At 45.4% G+C, this 16123-nt stretch carries 16 protein-coding genes and 3 pseudogenes; 6 read left to right on the top strand and 13 right to left on the bottom strand.

Features of this window, described 5'->3' with window-relative positions; translation table 11 throughout:
- Window positions 1-282: 282 nt before the first annotated feature.
- The 3 genes from VA597_RS06915 to VA597_RS06905 all read left to right on the top strand — a co-directional run bounded on the left by VA597_RS06915 (window position 283) and on the right by VA597_RS06905 (window position 3179).
- The gene (locus tag VA597_RS06915) at window positions 283-1026 is read left to right on the top strand and encodes a hypothetical protein (RefSeq protein WP_128742051.1); all 744 of its coding nucleotides are present in this window, start codon (window positions 283-285) and stop codon (window positions 1024-1026) included.
- 291 nt (window positions 1027-1317) lie between these two features.
- Window positions 1318-1983 carry a TetR/AcrR family transcriptional regulator gene (locus tag VA597_RS06910; RefSeq protein ID WP_128742050.1) on the top strand — a complete coding sequence of 222 codons (666 nt, stop codon included), beginning with the start codon at window positions 1318-1320 and terminating at the stop codon, window positions 1981-1983.
- 8 nt (window positions 1984-1991) lie between these two features.
- Entirely contained in the window at window positions 1992-3179 is a 1188-nt protein-coding gene (locus VA597_RS06905) for an Acg family FMN-binding oxidoreductase (protein WP_243112646.1), read from the top strand.
- Window positions 3180-3325: 146 nt separating this feature from the next.
- Here the strand turns inward: VA597_RS06905 and VA597_RS06900 are convergent, their stop codons facing one another.
- The 4 genes from VA597_RS06900 to VA597_RS17735 form a co-directional block, all read right to left on the bottom strand.
- Entirely contained in the window at window positions 3326-4696 is a 1371-nt protein-coding gene (locus tag VA597_RS06900; RefSeq protein ID WP_128742048.1) for a DUF4417 domain-containing protein, read from the bottom strand.
- A 243-nt stretch (window positions 4697-4939) separates the two neighbouring features.
- Complete coding sequence (locus tag VA597_RS06895) at window positions 4940-5533, bottom strand: hypothetical protein (protein ID WP_128742047.1); 594 nt, start codon at window positions 5531-5533, stop codon at window positions 4940-4942.
- Window positions 5534-5569: 36 nt separating this feature from the next.
- Window positions 5570-6298: a hypothetical protein gene (locus tag VA597_RS06890; protein ID WP_128742046.1), complete on the bottom strand. Its 729-nt coding sequence runs from the start codon at window positions 6296-6298 to the stop codon at window positions 5570-5572.
- Complete coding sequence (locus VA597_RS17735) at window positions 6280-6534, bottom strand: toll/interleukin-1 receptor domain-containing protein (RefSeq protein ID WP_164918980.1); 255 nt, start codon at window positions 6532-6534, stop codon at window positions 6280-6282. Before VA597_RS17735 ends, VA597_RS06890 begins: the two co-directional genes overlap by 19 nt.
- 318 nt (window positions 6535-6852) lie before the next feature.
- Here VA597_RS17735 and VA597_RS06885 point away from each other — a divergent pair, with 318 nt between their 5' ends.
- The 3 genes from VA597_RS06885 to istB all read left to right on the top strand — a co-directional run bounded on the left by VA597_RS06885 (window position 6853) and on the right by istB (window position 10321).
- Window positions 6853-7935, top strand: a complete 1083-nt coding sequence (locus tag VA597_RS06885) for a hypothetical protein (RefSeq protein ID WP_326975583.1) — start codon at window positions 6853-6855, stop codon at window positions 7933-7935.
- Window positions 7936-8328: 393 nt separating this feature from the next.
- A complete protein-coding gene (gene istA / locus VA597_RS06880) occupies window positions 8329-9546 on the top strand; it encodes an IS21 family transposase (RefSeq protein ID WP_442872789.1) in 1218 nt (405 codons plus the stop codon).
- A complete protein-coding gene (gene istB, locus VA597_RS06875) occupies window positions 9539-10321 on the top strand; it encodes an IS21-like element helper ATPase IstB (protein ID WP_326975299.1) in 783 nt (260 codons plus the stop codon). The genes istA and istB overlap by 8 nt, the downstream gene beginning before the upstream one ends.
- A 101-nt stretch (window positions 10322-10422) precedes the next feature.
- Here istB and VA597_RS06870 read toward each other — a convergent pair whose 3' ends face one another.
- The 9 genes and pseudogenes from VA597_RS06870 to VA597_RS06830 form a co-directional block, all read right to left on the bottom strand.
- Window positions 10423-10977: a Pycsar system effector family protein gene (locus VA597_RS06870; protein WP_128742044.1), complete on the bottom strand. Its 555-nt coding sequence runs from the start codon at window positions 10975-10977 to the stop codon at window positions 10423-10425.
- A 2-nt stretch (window positions 10978-10979) separates the two neighbouring features.
- The gene (locus tag VA597_RS06865) at window positions 10980-12227 is read right to left on the bottom strand and encodes an adenylate/guanylate cyclase domain-containing protein (protein ID WP_243112765.1); all 1248 of its coding nucleotides are present in this window, start codon (window positions 12225-12227) and stop codon (window positions 10980-10982) included.
- Window positions 12224-12400 carry a hypothetical protein gene (locus VA597_RS06860; protein ID WP_164918979.1) on the bottom strand — a complete coding sequence of 59 codons (177 nt, stop codon included), beginning with the start codon at window positions 12398-12400 and terminating at the stop codon, window positions 12224-12226. The genes VA597_RS06865 and VA597_RS06860 overlap by 4 nt, the downstream gene beginning before the upstream one ends.
- Before the next feature lie 102 nt (window positions 12401-12502).
- Window positions 12503-12778, bottom strand: a complete 276-nt coding sequence (locus VA597_RS06855; protein ID WP_128742042.1) for a hypothetical protein — start codon at window positions 12776-12778, stop codon at window positions 12503-12505.
- Between the two features lie 125 nt (window positions 12779-12903).
- A complete protein-coding gene (locus VA597_RS06850) occupies window positions 12904-14244 on the bottom strand; it encodes a recombinase family protein (protein WP_326975582.1) in 1341 nt (446 codons plus the stop codon).
- Window positions 14245-14267: 23 nt separating this feature from the next.
- Window positions 14268-14876: pseudogene (locus VA597_RS06845) on the bottom strand (terminase large subunit domain-containing protein); the annotation flags it as partial.
- A 58-nt stretch (window positions 14877-14934) separates the two neighbouring features.
- A pseudogene (locus tag VA597_RS06840) lies at window positions 14935-15357 on the bottom strand (ParB N-terminal domain-containing protein); the annotation flags it as partial.
- A gap of 3 nt (window positions 15358-15360) precedes the next feature.
- Window positions 15361-15736: pseudogene (locus VA597_RS06835) on the bottom strand (DNA-methyltransferase); the annotation flags it as partial.
- Complete coding sequence (locus VA597_RS06830; RefSeq protein WP_326975578.1) at window positions 15670-16122, bottom strand: hypothetical protein; 453 nt, start codon at window positions 16120-16122, stop codon at window positions 15670-15672. The pseudogene VA597_RS06835 and the gene VA597_RS06830, both read right to left, overlap by 67 nt.
- Between the last annotated feature and the right edge of the window lies 1 nt (window position 16123).

Genomic DNA, 16123 nt, shown 5'->3' with positions numbered 1-16123 from the left:
AGATAAGATTTCTCCGGACACAAATAATTCGTACAACACCGGCTCGCTCCGTTCCACAAACGTAAAAAAAAACGGCCCTTGAATTTATTCCGGGCAGCAAATATAATAAAATGGATTTATCCGGATCATTCAGCGAATTCAATTCTATCATTTAGATATAAACAGCCGCCCTCTCCTACCTGCACAGAAAAGGGCGGTATTGCTCAGAAAATTCCCGGGAGGAATCTTCTAATACCAATTTTAGCATCCTGGAGAAATATGTCAATTATTGGAGGGCAAAAAATGAAAAAAGCAAAAATTCTTTCTCTGGCATTCGCTCTTTCCCTTTCGATCGCGTGTTTGGGAGCGCCCGTTTCCGCCACATCCTCGCCTTACGTGCAAAGTGACACCACAGTGCCATTCACGCGCATGCAGGGCGAAACCTATCAGGTAAAATTTACGGTCCGGGGCACACATGCCGATCCCAAAATAGCAGCGGGAGACGGGAGCGTATTGCAAACGCTGAACGTTGCCAAGACCAAAGATTCCAGTGGAAACGATGTGTACTATTTTAAAGTAAAAGCAACCGGAGCGCCCGGAACATCTTCGGCGATTTACACGACTTTACCCGGCCAGTCCGCCGTGAGGCATTTCGTCATTACCGTGAGTAAGCCTTTGACTGCGCAAGAGATTGCTGATAATTTAAAAGAAGGCGGACTTCCCATCGGCAATATTATCGTTTACACTGCGGAAACAGACGACAATCAGCTGCTTGGAAGACCAAATCAGTATATCAGCAGAGTCAGATTTGCGGATAATACGGTGGATCAAAGCGACAGCAATGATCCTGTCGGCGGCAGCATTGAAACATTCAATAACTCCTCCGACCTCGAGGTCCGCAAAGAGTACTGTGAAGCAATTTCAAAATCAATTCCTATATTTGCGCAATATTATTATGTAAACGGCAATTATTTGCTTCGCATAGACAATGCAGTCACACTTGAAAACGCAAAAAAATATGAAGAAGCATTTGCAAAAATAAAGTAAAATGAAAAAGATTCTCTCCTCCCGGCTTCAACTACGAAGAGCGGTCGCCATCAGCGGGACCGGCGGGCCGAATAGATCAAGATTCTCCGGGTTACGCCGGCAGGTTTACGCTGCCACATGTTAAAAGCAACAGCCCGGTCTTCTGACCGGGCTGTTGCTTTTAGAAAAATCAGTTCATAAAAGATGCAGAAAGCTGGATCTTGACAGTACCGCAAAATACTGATAAAATGAAGTAAACCATTAGTTTACTTCATTTTACTCCAGTGAATATTTGAAGGAGGGGGTACCTGCATGGGTTCTGAGGAACGCAAGCGCCTGGAGAAGAAAATTAAAAAAAAGGATATTATCGACGCAGCCGAAAAGGTTTTCTTTTCAAAAGGTTATGAGAACGCTTCGATGGACGAAGTGGCCAAAGAAGCGGAATACAGCAAACGGACCGTTTACATTTATTTCAACAGCAAGGAGCAAATTTATTTTGAAATTATGATCAGAGGTTATCGTCTGCTGATTGAAATGATGAAGAAGACTCTGCAAGAGAAAGCGCCGCAAGATGCCGTTGAAGAATTGCGTTTAATCTTTCTCACTTTTTTTCAGTTTAGCGTCGAGCACAAAGATTATTTTAAAGCCATTATGGAGTACGAGACCAAGGAACCTGATGAAGAGGCAGGTATAGAAAATGAAGCGAAGGACGAGTGCTATCGACTCGGCGAGCAGATTTTCGGCATCCTCGTCCATGCTCTGCAACGTGGTGTAACGGAGGGCAGCCTGCGCGTCGGACTCGGGATTGAAAAAACCGCTTTAATCCTGTGGGCCTGCACGGTCGGCACCTTTATAACAGGGGAAAAGAAAAGCCGATATCTGATGGATTATCATAAGACGAAATCGGACGATTTTCTTTCTGATGCCTTCGAGTTGATCATAGGCTCGATACGTGGGGCAGGTGCGACATTGGGATGAACGGAAAAGTGGTGTTGAAAAGAATGGGCTTTGTCATCGCGGGTATCGCCGGCTTATGTCTTGTCGTCATTGCGATGCTTTTTATCGCCAGCGGTTTTTTCATGCCGAAAAAGTATATGGAACCGTGGGCCAGGAACTACGCCTCGCAGTTTTCCGACCCGCGGGTGCGTCTCACGGCCGATGGGCTGCTTGCGGCGAGCAACCATAACATGCAGCCCTGGACGATCAGGCTCGACAAAACAAATCCAATGGTGTTCTATCTCTACGCCGACAGCGCGCGAAGGACCGATCAGGTTGACCCATATTCCCGGCAGCTTATGATCTCACAAGGCACCTTTTTGGAATACGTCCGGGTAGCCGGCGACAAGGGCGGTTGGCACACCGACATGGAACTTTTCCCGGACGGTAACTATGATGAGGAAAATCTTGTCCACAGCATGGACACAAAGCCGGTTGCCAGGATCACTCTCACAAAAGCGCAGCCTCAAAATGATCCGCTCTACGAGGAGATGTATCTGCCCGATACCAGCCGGGAAGCCTATGGGCCGGAAAAACTCACTGCCGCACAGGTGAACGCCCTTACGTCTCTTCCGACGCAAAGCGGATTGTCGATAAAGATCTATCAGGACGAGTCCGATCTTTCCAAAATCGGAGGATTCGCCGTCCGGAGCGCGACGATTGAAGCGGGCGTCACCCGTGTGATGGATGAATCAAACGCTATCTTCAGGCCCAACGAGTACGAAAAGAATAAATACCGTTACGGTTACTCGGTGGAAGGACAGGGCGTAACGGGCTTTATGAAAAATATCACGCAGGGACTGGTCACTTTCTTTCCTTTGCTGAATACCGGAAAGGACGCATCACAGAATTTCATTAACTATACCCGCACTTCGGTCGATCACACTCCCGCTTATGCAATGATCATAACGGCCGACAATAGCCGGATCACACAGGTAAAGAGCGGGATGCTGTACAGCGGGCTTGTGCTGAAGGGACACACGCTCGGGCTCGCCATGCAGCCGCTCAGCCAGGCTCTGGAGGAATATCCGGAGATGGAAGGCCCCTACAACGGCCTCAAACAAGCTTATGCGCCGGACAATGGTACCGTCCAGATGCTTTTCCGCGTGGGCAAGCCCCCAAAAAGCACGCCGCTGAGCATGCGGCGGGATGTAAAAGATCTGCTGATGAATGATTAAACCATATAATAGCGAGAAGCCGACTTCTTTTTACAGAAATCGGCTTCTCGCTATATGGTCGGAGTGAAATTATAGGACTTGGAAAAGTTCAGTAACACCAATGGTTTACAGGCATTCTGCAAGTAGCATTTACACTTACACCTCGGCTATATTGTTCTGTCAATTACCATCACTTGCGTAATCACATCCCGCAGCCTGTTTTTACCGACCATGTATTCCAGGGCATCATCTGCGGTGCTAAAATATCTCGTCGTATCAGGCTGGTTGTAAAGATAGATGATGATCTTTCCTTTCATATGAGAAACACCGTATTTTTGACCAGCCCAATCAAATTCCACTTCGCCGCCGCAACTCATACACCACTTGAAATCACTGATACTGACAAAGCGATTCTGTTCCGGTGTGCTCCCCTGAATGATCTTTCCGCCCATATAAAAATAACCTCCGTATTTTTTGAATTCCGGAGCGCCGTCCGGGTAATTGATCTGGGCACTGAAATTCGGATGATTGTTTTCCCACGTTATGATATGATCGTGAGGATTCGTATGGGCTTTGGGGTTGCCGTGATCTGTATTATGGCGTTCTCTGTCGCCTAACCCATTATCACCTATATGTGTCTCCCTGTATCCATCTTTATTTTTGTCACCCGGATTGCCGACAAGGCGTTGATTGCCCGGCTTGTTTGGGTCCGGTCTCCATTTTCCCCCGTAGGCGCTGCCCATTCCAGTCTGAATAATACTATTATAGTGCTCATCATTCTTACTTACAACATATCCGCTTTTGATAATGAGATTGCTCCCTGCCAGAAGCAGTTCCTCCCCGCAGATGTATTCCGCGTATTTGGACGGTACATACGGATCGTCGTTCATGTATTTCCACGAGCTCAGCTCATAGTCGACAAACACAATATTGCCCTGCATTTCAGGGAACGGTTCGTTATAACAGATGATTTTCTCCGGTTCGATCCGGCGGAGCATCTCGTTATAACCCTTGAGGAAGAACTCTTTCTGATCTTGCCGGTTGTCATGCGCCGACACCATATAGGTTGACACCGCAACTACGGAACCTTTTTCGATCCCGTCAAAGCAGAACTCAAACGTGTTCTCACTTCCCCAGTTGACGGTCGGCACGACGCGAATTCCCTTTGACGCAAAATAGGCGCCGCACCAGCGGTTCCGAAAGGTATTATAAAGCTGCAAAACAGGCGCCATTTCGACGTACATGCTGAAATCGGGGGAAAGCACTGCGCGATAGCGTTTCAGCTTTTCCAAATCGGTATCGGGATTCTTCCAGACACGCTCAAATTTATAGTCATATAGAAAAAAATGAACCATGCGGTCAAGGTGACTGGTGTTCTCCAGTTTTGTTTTATCGAAGCCGATCAGCCTCAAATTATCAAAGTCGTCTTTCTGAGCCTGAAATTTTGGAATAACGGGAATTTGGAGCTTGTTTTTCCCCATAAATTGATTCCGCAGCAGGAACAGACTGGTGCGATATTGGTAATTTTCTTCCGTCATTTTACATGTCCCTTTCTATGATAAGGATTGTCATCCTTTCACTGAACGAGGCTTTTGTTACAGGAATTGCCTTCCAGAGGGCAACTTTTGCAAAATTCAAAATATTATAAAAAAATCAAAAACTGCCGCATCAAAAGATATGACAGCTCTTGATAAATTTCTGGTCGGAGTGAAATTATAGGACTTTGCAGACGGTTGGCAAACAGTATTTATATTTTTTCATATAAATATATTTTATAGATATTAGTCTTCAATTATTTTTGCACGATACATACCTTGCTTTTTTAATATATCTGCCACATTATAGGCGTCAAGGCCCTCAATACAGATTCTGCGACATTCACCAGGATAATCTTTTGAAAAAGTATCCCAGGCAGTTATCAAATGGTCAGTTTTGTGTAAACCATATTTTGTTAGCAGGACGGCATACCTTTCTGGCGTCTCCGAATAAATAGAGACCACTTTGTATTTCTGAATAAAAATCTCTTCGTGGCTTTGATGAGATGCAATAGCAAATTGAGATAATCCGTCACTTAATAATAGCTGACCGTATGAAGTCATTATTGTATCGATTTGACTTTGTGTTTGCCCGTCAAGATACAGTACTTCTTGGTGAAGGATTTCCTCAAATCCCATTTTGTTTTCTTCATCAATTGACAGCGGCAATTGCATCACCAAAAACAATGGCTCAGGAAGTGCTTGATAAAAATTGGTGACTAAAGCTGATAGTTTTTCATAGCTAACATTAGCGCAAATGGATTCTCCTTCAAATATCTGATATTCTTCCAAAATCTTATTGGAGAATGGAATTGTCACTCCAGGAGCAGTTTGAAACATGACATCCACCTTTCATACAGATTAGAAAATATACTTTTATTGTAACAGGACAACAAAAGAAAGTCTATAAAAAGATGTGAAGACAATAGCAGGAGTGTCCTTATAGGACTTGCTATCTACAACCCCACATGAACTAGATATTTCACGATATCGTTGTTTTTGGGATGGGTTCTCGCATTCAAGATAATATTTGGCATGTCGATCACTCCGAATACTATTTTCTTCAATAGCAACCAAATGTGGATAGATAATAGATTTGTCCTCGCCAGATTTTTTGTCAGTAATAAATAAAAGCAGGTTTATGCCATTAATGTCGCGTTCAAACTGGACTTCTCGGAATATATAATGGGTTTCATCATCTGGTATGTTAGGAAATTCGGAAAAACAGATGTCTGCCGAGTTGTACAGGTCGTTGATTAACTCCAAAACATCAAACAGTTTTGCTTCAGGATATTGTGCTATCCAGTCAAATACTGTTTTAGTTACAATAGTCGGAAAAGATTTTTCCACACCCAAGCTATCTAATAGGGTGTCAAAGTCTAGCCCTTCTTCATTCATACGGTTATCTCGTTTTATGAAATCAATAAACGCACCAATGAAATTACAGGCTATTCCAGTGTCAATAATCTCCTGTTGAAAGAGGCATGAATCCATTTGTAGAATTTCTTGGTACTTTTTTTGCCAATAATCGATCAGCTCCTTTTTATCATTGATGCTGAATAATCGTGTGCCATTTTTGAGAATAATTAGAACTTTTCCTTGCATGTCCCTTGTGAGGCTTCATACATACAGTTAACTGATCGCAAATAGGAATCACTTACGTATAATATTAGTTTATCGTGCTTTCTTATGCCATCCATAAAATTATGGATATTAGCATTGTATTTTAAATCACGGATGTCTCGCGTCAGATGGATCTGGAATCGGGAAAATAAATTATCAAGACGATTTACGTCCTTAGTGTCATTCCAGTTGTAAGAAAGGAAAATACGTTTTTCCATCGCACTGCCACTTCCTAATATCTTAAAATTTTTAGTAAGCAATAAACATCACTTACAGAACAAGCATTTCATTAATCATACAACCTGTAATTAATTCTTTTTATAATAATTATACCATTGTTAATAAATCCTGTCACTCAATTTTACTTCCGAGTGTAATTATAGGACTTGGATAAGTCCAGCAATACCAATGGTTTGCAGGCAGTCGACAAGCGGTACTTACAAAAATATAGAATTTATTAACTTATTTTCTTTATTCAGGTTGTGATATAATAGAATAAACTGAATCTAGGACCCCTAGATGTAAGGAGAAGACATATGATTTTTACACTTGATGCAAGAGGAAATGTTCTACTTCCTGTCATAGTTAATACTTTTAATCTAACTAATGATCAATGTGCCAAGGTCATTCTTAGCGAATTTGTAGAACTGAAGAAGAAGTTGCAGGCCAAAGGAATAGAATATTCGAAATTAAAATTAGCGTTAACTCCCGTGCATAAGGATAAAAAAGAAGTGGCTTTCATTTTCGACAGTACTTTAATTCAAAGCAATTGGTATGGGAATGTGGCCTTTCAAAGTATATTGCCAGCATTAAACAAGGAAAGTACATATAGTGTTCTTTGTGGAGATATTATAGCAGACACAATTCCATTAGGAATCAGTGAAGAAATTGTCTTTGAAAACTTAGTACAATTCCATTCCACTATTTTTAAGCATCCTACTCAATACTATGTAATTTACATCAATAACTTGTCAAATGCACAATTCGAAGCCATTATTGATGCGTTGAGTAATTTAGCTTTTTTTGTGGGATATGTTAATATGACCTTTTCTAGCAGATTGAAAACAATTTTGGCATACTCTTTGGTTAATCTAGGAATTAAGTATAAAGATACAATGATACTTCAACATGAAGCTGATAGAGACGATGCAGAAAACGTAAATAATTGCGGTTACGATTTTGAAGACTTTGGATTCTCCGTAAAAAGTATAAATGATATGTATTTCGGGCTCTTTCTATCGTATAAAATTGAAGCGCTCTTCGCAGACCCGGAGGATTTGAAATATTCAATGAATGCTATATATTCTAATATAACTTCGGCCTTTGAGCTGCCTGTATCAGTCCTTGAGAAGAAGTTGCTATATTTAAAAGAAAAGAAAGCAGCTATTATGGAGAAATTGGGCCTTCAAGATTATTCCACAGAAGAATTGGCACATTTGATAAAGAATTGCATCCGAAAGAGCTATTTTTACAACCTAGAGTATTTAGAGGAATATAATGTTCCCAAATTCAATATCTCTCTGGAATTAAAAACATTGGAAGGCAAAATGCGTAAAGTATTAGTTGCATTAAAGTACTCCCCAACCAATATGGGGCTAGAACTAATAACTATGTATTAGAATTTTACATTTCACGCATCGTTAATTATATCATCTAGCATAGTCCTGTCACTCAATTTTGCTTTCGAGTGTAATTATAGGACTTTAGACGTGCGCAAAGCCCTCAATCCCGCATGAATACAGACAAAACGAAAGACCGACGATTCAAAATCGTCGGTCTTTCGATGTCTAATAACGGTAATATCGAGGCAATTTCACATTCGTTTCTAATCAACAGCGAATGGGTGCCTCTTTGATTTCAATGGGTGCAATTGCCAAAGGGGTGCACACTTTTAATTAAATGGCCTGATATTGTTATCGCCGGAGTATAATTGACCCAAAACGCCGGAGGAATTGACCCACTCAAGAATAACGGCTACCATGGCGTAAAGAAACGCCATGGAGGTAGGCCGGATGCTAAGGAGTGGAACAATACTCATGATACGGGAAAAAGCACAGGACGGGAAAAGCGCCTACGCCATCGGCAAGGAACTCGGAATATCTAAGAACACCGCCCGCAAATACATAGAGCATGGCAAGGATTTGCCGCCGGAAGCAGATCGTTTCTCCAAGCTGGACACGTACAAACCGCAGCTTCACGAGCTCATGAACCAGGGGATCTTCAACTGCGTGGTTCTGCTGGAACGGTTACAGGCCACCGGTTACAGCGGTGGAATTTCGATACTCAAGGAGTATGTGCATCCATACCGTCCGGCGAAAGCGCTGCCCGCCGTGCGGCGCTATGAAACGCAAGCCGGCAAACAGGCGCAGATGGATTGGGGAATCTGCCATTACACGGATAGCAGCGGAATGCTTCACAAGGTGCCGGCGTTTGTGATGATTCTCGGAAAATCCCGCGTAAAGTACACGGAATTTACCAGCCGGTGCGATCTGAGCAGTCTGGAACGGTGCATCGTCAACGCATTCTCCTATTTCGGCGGCATGCCGGAGAATGTGCTCACCGACAACATGAAAACGGTTGTGACAGGTCGTGAAGCTGGGAAACCCATTTGGAATACGCGTTTTGCGGATTTCGCCGCCGAGCTGGGATTCGTGCCGAAAGTATGCCGCATTCGCTCTCCGCAGACCAAGGGTAAGGTAGAACGGCTGGTGCGGTATGTGAAAGACAACTTTCTACCCGGCAGGCAGTTCGAAAATCTGGAGGATCTGAACCGACAGGTACTGAGTTGGTGCCGGCAGGCCGATGAAAAAGTCCATCACACCACCGGTAAAATCCCGCTGCAGGAACTGGAAAAGGAAGGCTTGCGGAAACTTCCACCGCAGGAAACGCTGGACAAATACCGCTGGGAGACGCGGATCGTGACGCGCGACGGGATGGTCAGTTTCGATGGCGTCCGTTACGGCGTACCATGGCAGTACAGCGGCAAGGAAGTGCGCGTCCGGCTGTGCGCCGGCTATTTGGAAATCTACTATGGCGAGGTTCTGCTGGCAAAACACAAGGCGCAGTACCGTTCCGGCAATGTTGTTTTCCTGCAGGGGCAGTACAGCGGTCTCACAGAGAGAAACGGCGTCCCCGTGCCATTTCCATGCGCCAGTAAAAAAGATGGCGCCGTGGAGGTCCGCGAACTGAGCGTTTATGATCAGTTGCTGGGAGGTGTCTCCCATGGTTGAACTGGAACACGCCCGGGAGCTGCTCGGCAATATGGGCCTTGAAACCGCCGCCACGCTGCTGGACGCGCAGATGGAACGGTCGCTGCACGCGGAACACACCTATGCGCAGTTTCTGGACGAGCTTTTGACCTCGGAGCAGCAGGAACGTGGTCGGAAGGGCGAGGAAATGCGCACGAAGCTGGCTCGTCTCCCACACCGAAAAAGTCTGGAGGAGTTCGACTTCAACTTTCAGCCTTCCATCGACAAACGGCAGATCGACGAACTGGCCACTCTGGCCTTTGCCGCCCGCGCAGAAAACATCATCCTGTTGGGACCGCCCGGCGTCGGCAAAACCCATTTGGCGGTCGGTATCTCCATGAAAGCCCTGAAAGCCGGTCTGACAGTTTACTACACCAGTCTGGCACGCCTGATAGAAGATCTCAAACGGGCATTGGAGCAGAACCGGCTGGAGAGGCGCTGGCGTGTCTATCTGCGCCCGGCCATCCTCGTGATCGACGAGGTCGGATACATGCAGCTGAACCGGCAGGAGGCGGAGCTTTTCTTCCGGTTGGTGTCCGAACGTTACGAGCACGGCAGCATTATCCTGACCAGCAACAAGTATTTCAGCGACTGGGGCGAGCTGCTCAGCGATACCGTGATTGCCACGGCCCTGCTCGACAGGCTGCTGCATCACGCTCATGTGATTAATATTCGCGGGCAGACCTACCGGCTGAAAGATCGGCTCAAGACCGGCGTTCAGACAGTTCCGCCGGCGGATATTCCGGCGGTAGGGTGACCGGCGCTCGTATAACCGGCGATGCGGGTCATTTCCGGCCGGCGTTTTGGGTCAAAAAAATCCCGGCGTTGACAGATATAGACTGTCTTAGTGTAAATGTTCTAAACTATAAAAAGTCCAATAATAGTCATCAATACGAACAAAGTGAAACTCGATAATGATGTAGTTAAACCCGCCTTATAAAACATGAATTTTCTTTTGCAAATCAAGGAACAGATATATATTTGAGAGGTTATATCATCATTCAATTCCGTAGTATCATATTTGTTGAGCTTCTGCCTATAGTCGTTATAGGATTTAAACTGGGCGATTGTTGAAAAATAAATAAGAGAATCCGCTTTTATTCCCTTATTCGAAAACTCATTCGGGTTAATTTTGGAAATCAAAACATAAATCAGAAACACACATCCTACCAAAATACCGAATATAGAGAAAAGCCAAACTATAAGGTAAAGCACGGTCCAAAATCCTGTATTGTCAACCATATATTTATTTATCTCTTTAAATTTGCCTATATAATCGGATGCCAGCAAGATTCCGACAATGACACCTATCCCACCTAAAATGATGGAAGTTTTTGAATCGCAATTTTCAATCCATGCAGTGTTGCGATCAAGTACCTCATTCAGTTCTTCTCGACTTCGTTTGTTTTCCATCCTTAATACCCCATTGATTTAAGTTTCTGTAAAGCTTCTTGATAATCTTTTCTTTCATAAACACGTTTTTCAAAGATTTCCTTCAATTTCGCCCAGTGTTCTGATTTGCGTACAACATTTTCAACAACAGATGAGTTTAACCAACTTGAATATTCTGCTTGAATGCAAAGGGCTTCATACGCTTCTTCGTACATGTCAAAGCACATATATATGTCAACTAAATAACAGTACAAATCAATTTTTACTTGAAGCTGCGATTTACCTATATTACTTCCCAATGCATACATTTTTTCAATAAGTTCAGTCCAATAGTCTTTTCCGACCGCTTTGATTATTCCATCCTTACAATAAGTTTTCGCAAATAAATTGTAAAATATTTTGTATTCATTTTGCTTGTTGTCAGTTTCCTTTTCGTCCACGGCGACTTGCTTAGCATCCAAACGTTGCTGCCACTGTTGTAGACGATCACGCTCTTGAGATAGAATTTTTTCACTACTTGAAACTTGACTCTCACGCTTTTTCAGATTCTCCAATGCTACTGACAGTTCTGCGGACTTTTTACTGATTTCGTCTACTAGTAATAAAGCCTTTTCTTGCGTCTCATCAAAAATATTCTGTATAAACGTACTTTCAGGATCCAGCTGTTCTTCTGACTTTACAGCTTCTTGCGCAATATCTTCTGATAATTCCAAATAATATTCGGTTACGGCGTATCCAGTAAAAGCTTTATTCCCCTTTGCACGGCAAATCTTGTTCCAAATCTCTTTTTTTTCGATACCGTTGTATGTTTTTTCATCTATAAAAATTTCACGAGGTTTAGCTAGGCTACAGTAACGACTTGCGTAATTGGTAGTTGACCCAACCCAGACAATCCCTGTCTCATTCTCTTCTGTATCATTTGATTCTTTTCCACGCATACCAACTTTGGTAATCATGATATTCCCGGTGCATATGCCTATTCCGCAACCAATACAAATATCACCAAATTTCCGTTTTAGTGCAGGATTCAAGCAATAATCAATTAATGTTTGTATGTATCTCGCTGCATTAACAGCTTTTTGAGACGAATTCAAAAGTGATTTTTCATCTATACTATCTTGAAAAACGCCCATGATCCCATCGCCCGCAAACTGTCGCGTAAACCCACCGGAATAACGGATTGCTTGAATAGCCATGCGAATAAAAGCACGATAAACCTTGACCATCCGTTTTGCTTTCAATTCATCGGTTAAATCCGTGGATTTTCTCATATCAACAAAAAGGATAGATAACTTCCCTTTAAACACTTTATTTGAGTCGGATACATCAGAGGCAGGGGGATCATATCTGTTAAATCTATATCTTCTACAGGTTCATTTAATATACTCTCAAGTGCATGATTTGCAGAATCAAATTCGGATTTAGGCAAATATTTTCCATCCATTGATATCCTCCCTTTACGTAATAGACATATCATTCTGATTTTATGGCCACTATTTAGTAATCGAGGCGAGAAACGACATCTTTGATCCTTTATCTGTATAACTTAAAATACACTTTCACGAAACTCTTGTAGCATTTGATTTAAGGTAACCCCTGTCGCAATTTCCTTTACTAATGCACTTTGAGCAGGCTCTTTTTCGCCTCTCACATGCCATGCACATTCTTTTTGATTATCTGCGACACGGGACAAAAATGATGGCTTATTATTGTCAACATAGTAACGGAAGTCTTCTTTCTCCTTCTCTGAATGAAAGATGAGCACGACTTCTAAAAACTTTCTTCGAGCAGAACAAGCTTCTTCGCTTTCGTCATCTAGCAAATATAAGTGTAGAAGATAAGATATGGATCCTTCAATAAAATACTTGAACGCTAAATGATTGTGATGATAACTATCAAGCGCAATATGATCCCAAGTCGGAGTAGTTGTCAGATATCTTCCACCGTCTACCGTTCTTGGTATTCATCCTGATCCATTGCGGAATGGGCGTTTTCTTCCACACATTTGCGGATTAGTTCCATGACGACCGCGCATTCATCCCGCAATCTCACGCTTTCCTTATCGAGCGCGGTGGTATCCACCAGAACTGCAATAATCGAATCAAAATCCTCGACGATCTGGTCTTTGTTTTCAATAACCCGGTTGAACGCCTCGACAAACGCCCGCTGCAACAGTTCCTCCGACAGATACGGCGTGCTGCAGCAAGTCCCATTTGCAACTTTATTGTTGCATTGCCAGACGGTGCGCCTGTACTTGTCCTTGGAATGCCACACTTTCGGCCCATAGAATCCGCCGCACTCCCCGCAGACAATTTTACTCGAAAAGCAGCCCAAGCCGCTCTGCCGCCGCCCCACCGTCTTGCGCTTCTTGATTTCGGCCTGTATCAAATCGAACACCTCCGGCTCGATGATGGCCGGGTGCGAATGTTCCACATAATACTGCGGAACCTCACCCTCGTTAACTTTTGTTTTCTTGGTCAGAAAATCCACCGTGAATCGTTTTTGTAAAACCGCGTCACCTTTATATTTTTCGTTTTGCAGGATGCTCAGAACCGTCGAAACATTCCACTTTTTCTTTTTCGCCGGAGATGGAATACCTTGCTGCATCAAATAGCGGGCTATGGCGTTTTGCGTTTTGCCCTCCAAGTACAGCTTATAGATCAGCCGCACGATTTTGGCCTCCGATTCCACAATTCTCGGCAACCCGTCCGGCCCCTTTTCGTATCCAAGAAACTGTTTGTAGGGCAAGCTCACCTTGCCGTCCGCAAAACGTTTGCGCTGGCCCCACGTCGCATTTTCGGAAATCGAGCGGCTTTCCTCTTGCGCCAGCGAGCTCATGATGGTGATGAGGAGCTCGCCCTTGCTGTCCAGCGTGTAGATGTTTTCCTTCTCGAAGTAGACCTCCACGCCTTTTTCCTTGAGCTGGCGAACCGTGGTCAGGGTATCCACAGTATTGCGAGCGAAGCGGCTCACCGATTTCGTGAGGATCAGGTCGATTTTACCGTCGAGGGCGTCCTGCACCATGCGTTTGAACCCGTCGCGCTTCTTAGTGTTGGTGCCCGAAATGCCCTCGTCCGTGTAGACCTCGACAAACTCCCATTCGTTTTTTGCCTGTATATGCTGGGTATAGTAGTCGATCTGCGCCTCATAACTTGTCTGCTGCTCCTCGTCGTTGGTCGAAACCCGCGCATAAGCAGCCACGCGCTTTCTGACATGCGTGCGTAATATGTTGTCCTGAATGCGGGCAATAGTCGGTGGTATGACAGTCACCGCCCGTGCCGTGCTCATTCGCGGTTCCTCCTTTTTATAAGCTCAATCTGGCGCTCCCGCGCCGCCTGACGCATCGCGTCGTTCCAACTATACCGTCGGGACTTGGGCTGCGCGTGGAGCTCGTCGAATACCACGCCGTGGACGTTCAACCCGTGCTTGGTATAAGCTTCCGCCGAAAGCACCTGATAGAAGCTGCCCAGCGGTTTGTATACCAGCCGCTTTTGCGACAGCATGGGTTTGATCCGGCTTTTGAGCGCCGGGCACTGCTCCACCATGTCGACCGCCACGTCGAACACGATGGACGCCTGCTGCCGGTCGGACGCGCAGCCGTATACCTCGCCGCCGTGCTCGAAATCCCCGCAGGTCAAAAGCAGGGCGATGGCCGCCGCAAGCTCCGATTTACCCTGCTTTTTGGGAATTTCCACATAGGCGGTGTTAAACTGGCGGTATCCGTTGGGCTTCAGGATGCCGAACAGATCCCGAACGATCTGTTCCTGCCAGTCAATCAGGTCGAAGGGCAGGCCGTACCATTCGCCCTTCGTGTGTTTCAGACAATTGATAAAGGAAACGGCCACGTCCGCCGCTTCTTTGCTGTATGCCGAACCATTTGCCATAAACCCGTTCGGCTTATATCTCTTGAGCTTTCGCAGCGCCGCCGCCCCCTTTCCAAAAGTTGGCGCTCCTGAAAAAGGACAAAGAAAAAAGGAACTTCTTAACGTTGCCGGAGGTTTTGTCGTGGAAAAGGTCGTCGATCTCCGCCGCGTCAAAACCGGTGAGGGACACGTCAAAGTCGTTTCCGCTCAAATCGCGCAGCAGGTCGGTCAACAGTGGGGTATCGAACTCGCCGGTGATTTTATTGAGCGCCACATTCAGCGCCTTTTCCCGCTGCTCGTCGATGTCCAGCACCACACAGTCGATCTCCTGATAGCCCATCGACAAAAGGATCTTAAACCGCTGATGGCCGCCGACGATGTTGCCGGTGCGCTTATTCCAGATGACCGGCTCCACATAGCCGAACTCCTCAATGGAACGGTGCAGCTTTTCATATTCTGCGTCCCTCGGCTTCAGGTCCCTGCGCGGGTTGTATTTCGCCGCCCTGATTTTTGAGGCGGGAATCTTCTGTATCTCCAAGCCTTATCCCCCCAGCCTGACCGCTTTTTCACCGGTGAAGCTCTCCCAACGCCTGACCGCCAAGTCGCAGTAAACAGGGGAAAGCTCCATCGCATAGCAGCGGCGCTCGGTCTGCTCCGCCGCGATAATGGTTGTGCCGCTGCCAGAAAAAGGCTCCGCGACGATGCCGCCCCGGTCGCTGTGCATCTTCATGCAGCGCCACGGCAGCTCGACCGGAAACATGGCGGGGTGCTTCTTGTTGGCGTGCACCGTGGTCATTTCCCAGATGCCCGCATAACCCCACTTTTTCCGTTCTTCCTTGGGTCAGCCGTTTCACGAATTTATAGCTGTGACCGGCGAAGGCCGAGAGCCACACATACTCCTGATCGTTGTACTCCTCGCGTCCTTCATCAGCCAATAGACATGCAGGGATTTTCGGGTTTTCACCACAAGCGACGGCTCTATGGGGAAAGTCTCGATCTGCGCCATCTGCTCCTCAATGGACAGCTCGTCGCACTCCACGAACTGCGCGTTGATGCGGGTGATATCGGCATCCTCATGGCCGCCGAAGTTGACCACGAAATAGACGCCGCGATTCTGCCTGTTATGCTTTTTAAGCGTATCCACCATAGCGGCGATCTTACCGGCCTCGCATTCCAATTTAGCGCCTTTGAACGTGCTGTTCTTGCGGTCGTCGAAAATGTGCAGGCAGACGGTTTCGCCCGCGTCGAAAAAAGGCCGCAGGAACTCCTCAATGGAAATATGGAGCGGCTTATACTCAGGCATT

Origin of the sequence: Caproicibacter sp. BJN0012, from assembly GCF_035986805.1 — a bacterium.
Classification (GTDB): Bacteria; Bacillota; Clostridia; order Oscillospirales; family Acutalibacteraceae; genus Caproicibacter.
The sequence above is the reverse complement of the archived record's forward strand: the minus strand, read 5'-3'. Positions and strand labels throughout refer to the sequence as shown.

What these genes read in the sequence shown, in the direction of transcription:
- VA597_RS06915 (WP_128742051.1), top strand. Translation starts at nt 283, where the DNA reads ATGAAAAAAGCAAAAATTCTTTCTCTGGCATTCGCTCTTTCCCTTTCG.
- VA597_RS06910 (WP_128742050.1), top strand. Translation starts at nt 1,318, where the DNA reads ATGGGTTCTGAGGAACGCAAGCGCCTGGAGAAGAAAATTAAAAAAAAG.
- VA597_RS06900 (WP_128742048.1), bottom strand. Translation starts at nt 4,696, where the DNA reads ATGACGGAAGAAAATTACCAATATCGCACCAGTCTGTTCCTGCTGCGG.
- VA597_RS06895 (WP_128742047.1), bottom strand. Translation starts at nt 5,533, where the DNA reads ATGTTTCAAACTGCTCCTGGAGTGACAATTCCATTCTCCAATAAGATT.
- VA597_RS06890 (WP_128742046.1), bottom strand. Translation starts at nt 6,298, where the DNA reads ATGCAAGGAAAAGTTCTAATTATTCTCAAAAATGGCACACGATTATTC.
- VA597_RS17735 (WP_164918980.1), bottom strand. Translation starts at nt 6,534, where the DNA reads ATGGAAAAACGTATTTTCCTTTCTTACAACTGGAATGACACTAAGGAC.
- VA597_RS06885 (WP_326975583.1), top strand. Translation starts at nt 6,853, where the DNA reads ATGATTTTTACACTTGATGCAAGAGGAAATGTTCTACTTCCTGTCATA.
- istA (WP_442872789.1), top strand. Translation starts at nt 8,329, where the DNA reads ATGCTAAGGAGTGGAACAATACTCATGATACGGGAAAAAGCACAGGAC.
- istB (WP_326975299.1), top strand. Translation starts at nt 9,539, where the DNA reads ATGGTTGAACTGGAACACGCCCGGGAGCTGCTCGGCAATATGGGCCTT.
- VA597_RS06870 (WP_128742044.1), bottom strand. Translation starts at nt 10,977, where the DNA reads ATGGAAAACAAACGAAGTCGAGAAGAACTGAATGAGGTACTTGATCGC.
- VA597_RS06865 (WP_243112765.1), bottom strand. Translation starts at nt 12,227, where the DNA reads ATGAGAAAATCCACGGATTTAACCGATGAATTGAAAGCAAAACGGATG.
- VA597_RS06860 (WP_164918979.1), bottom strand. Translation starts at nt 12,400, where the DNA reads ATGGATGGAAAATATTTGCCTAAATCCGAATTTGATTCTGCAAATCAT.
- VA597_RS06850 (WP_326975582.1), bottom strand. Translation starts at nt 14,244, where the DNA reads ATGAGCACGGCACGGGCGGTGACTGTCATACCACCGACTATTGCCCGC.
- VA597_RS06830 (WP_326975578.1), bottom strand. Translation starts at nt 16,122, where the DNA reads ATGCCTGAGTATAAGCCGCTCCATATTTCCATTGAGGAGTTCCTGCGG.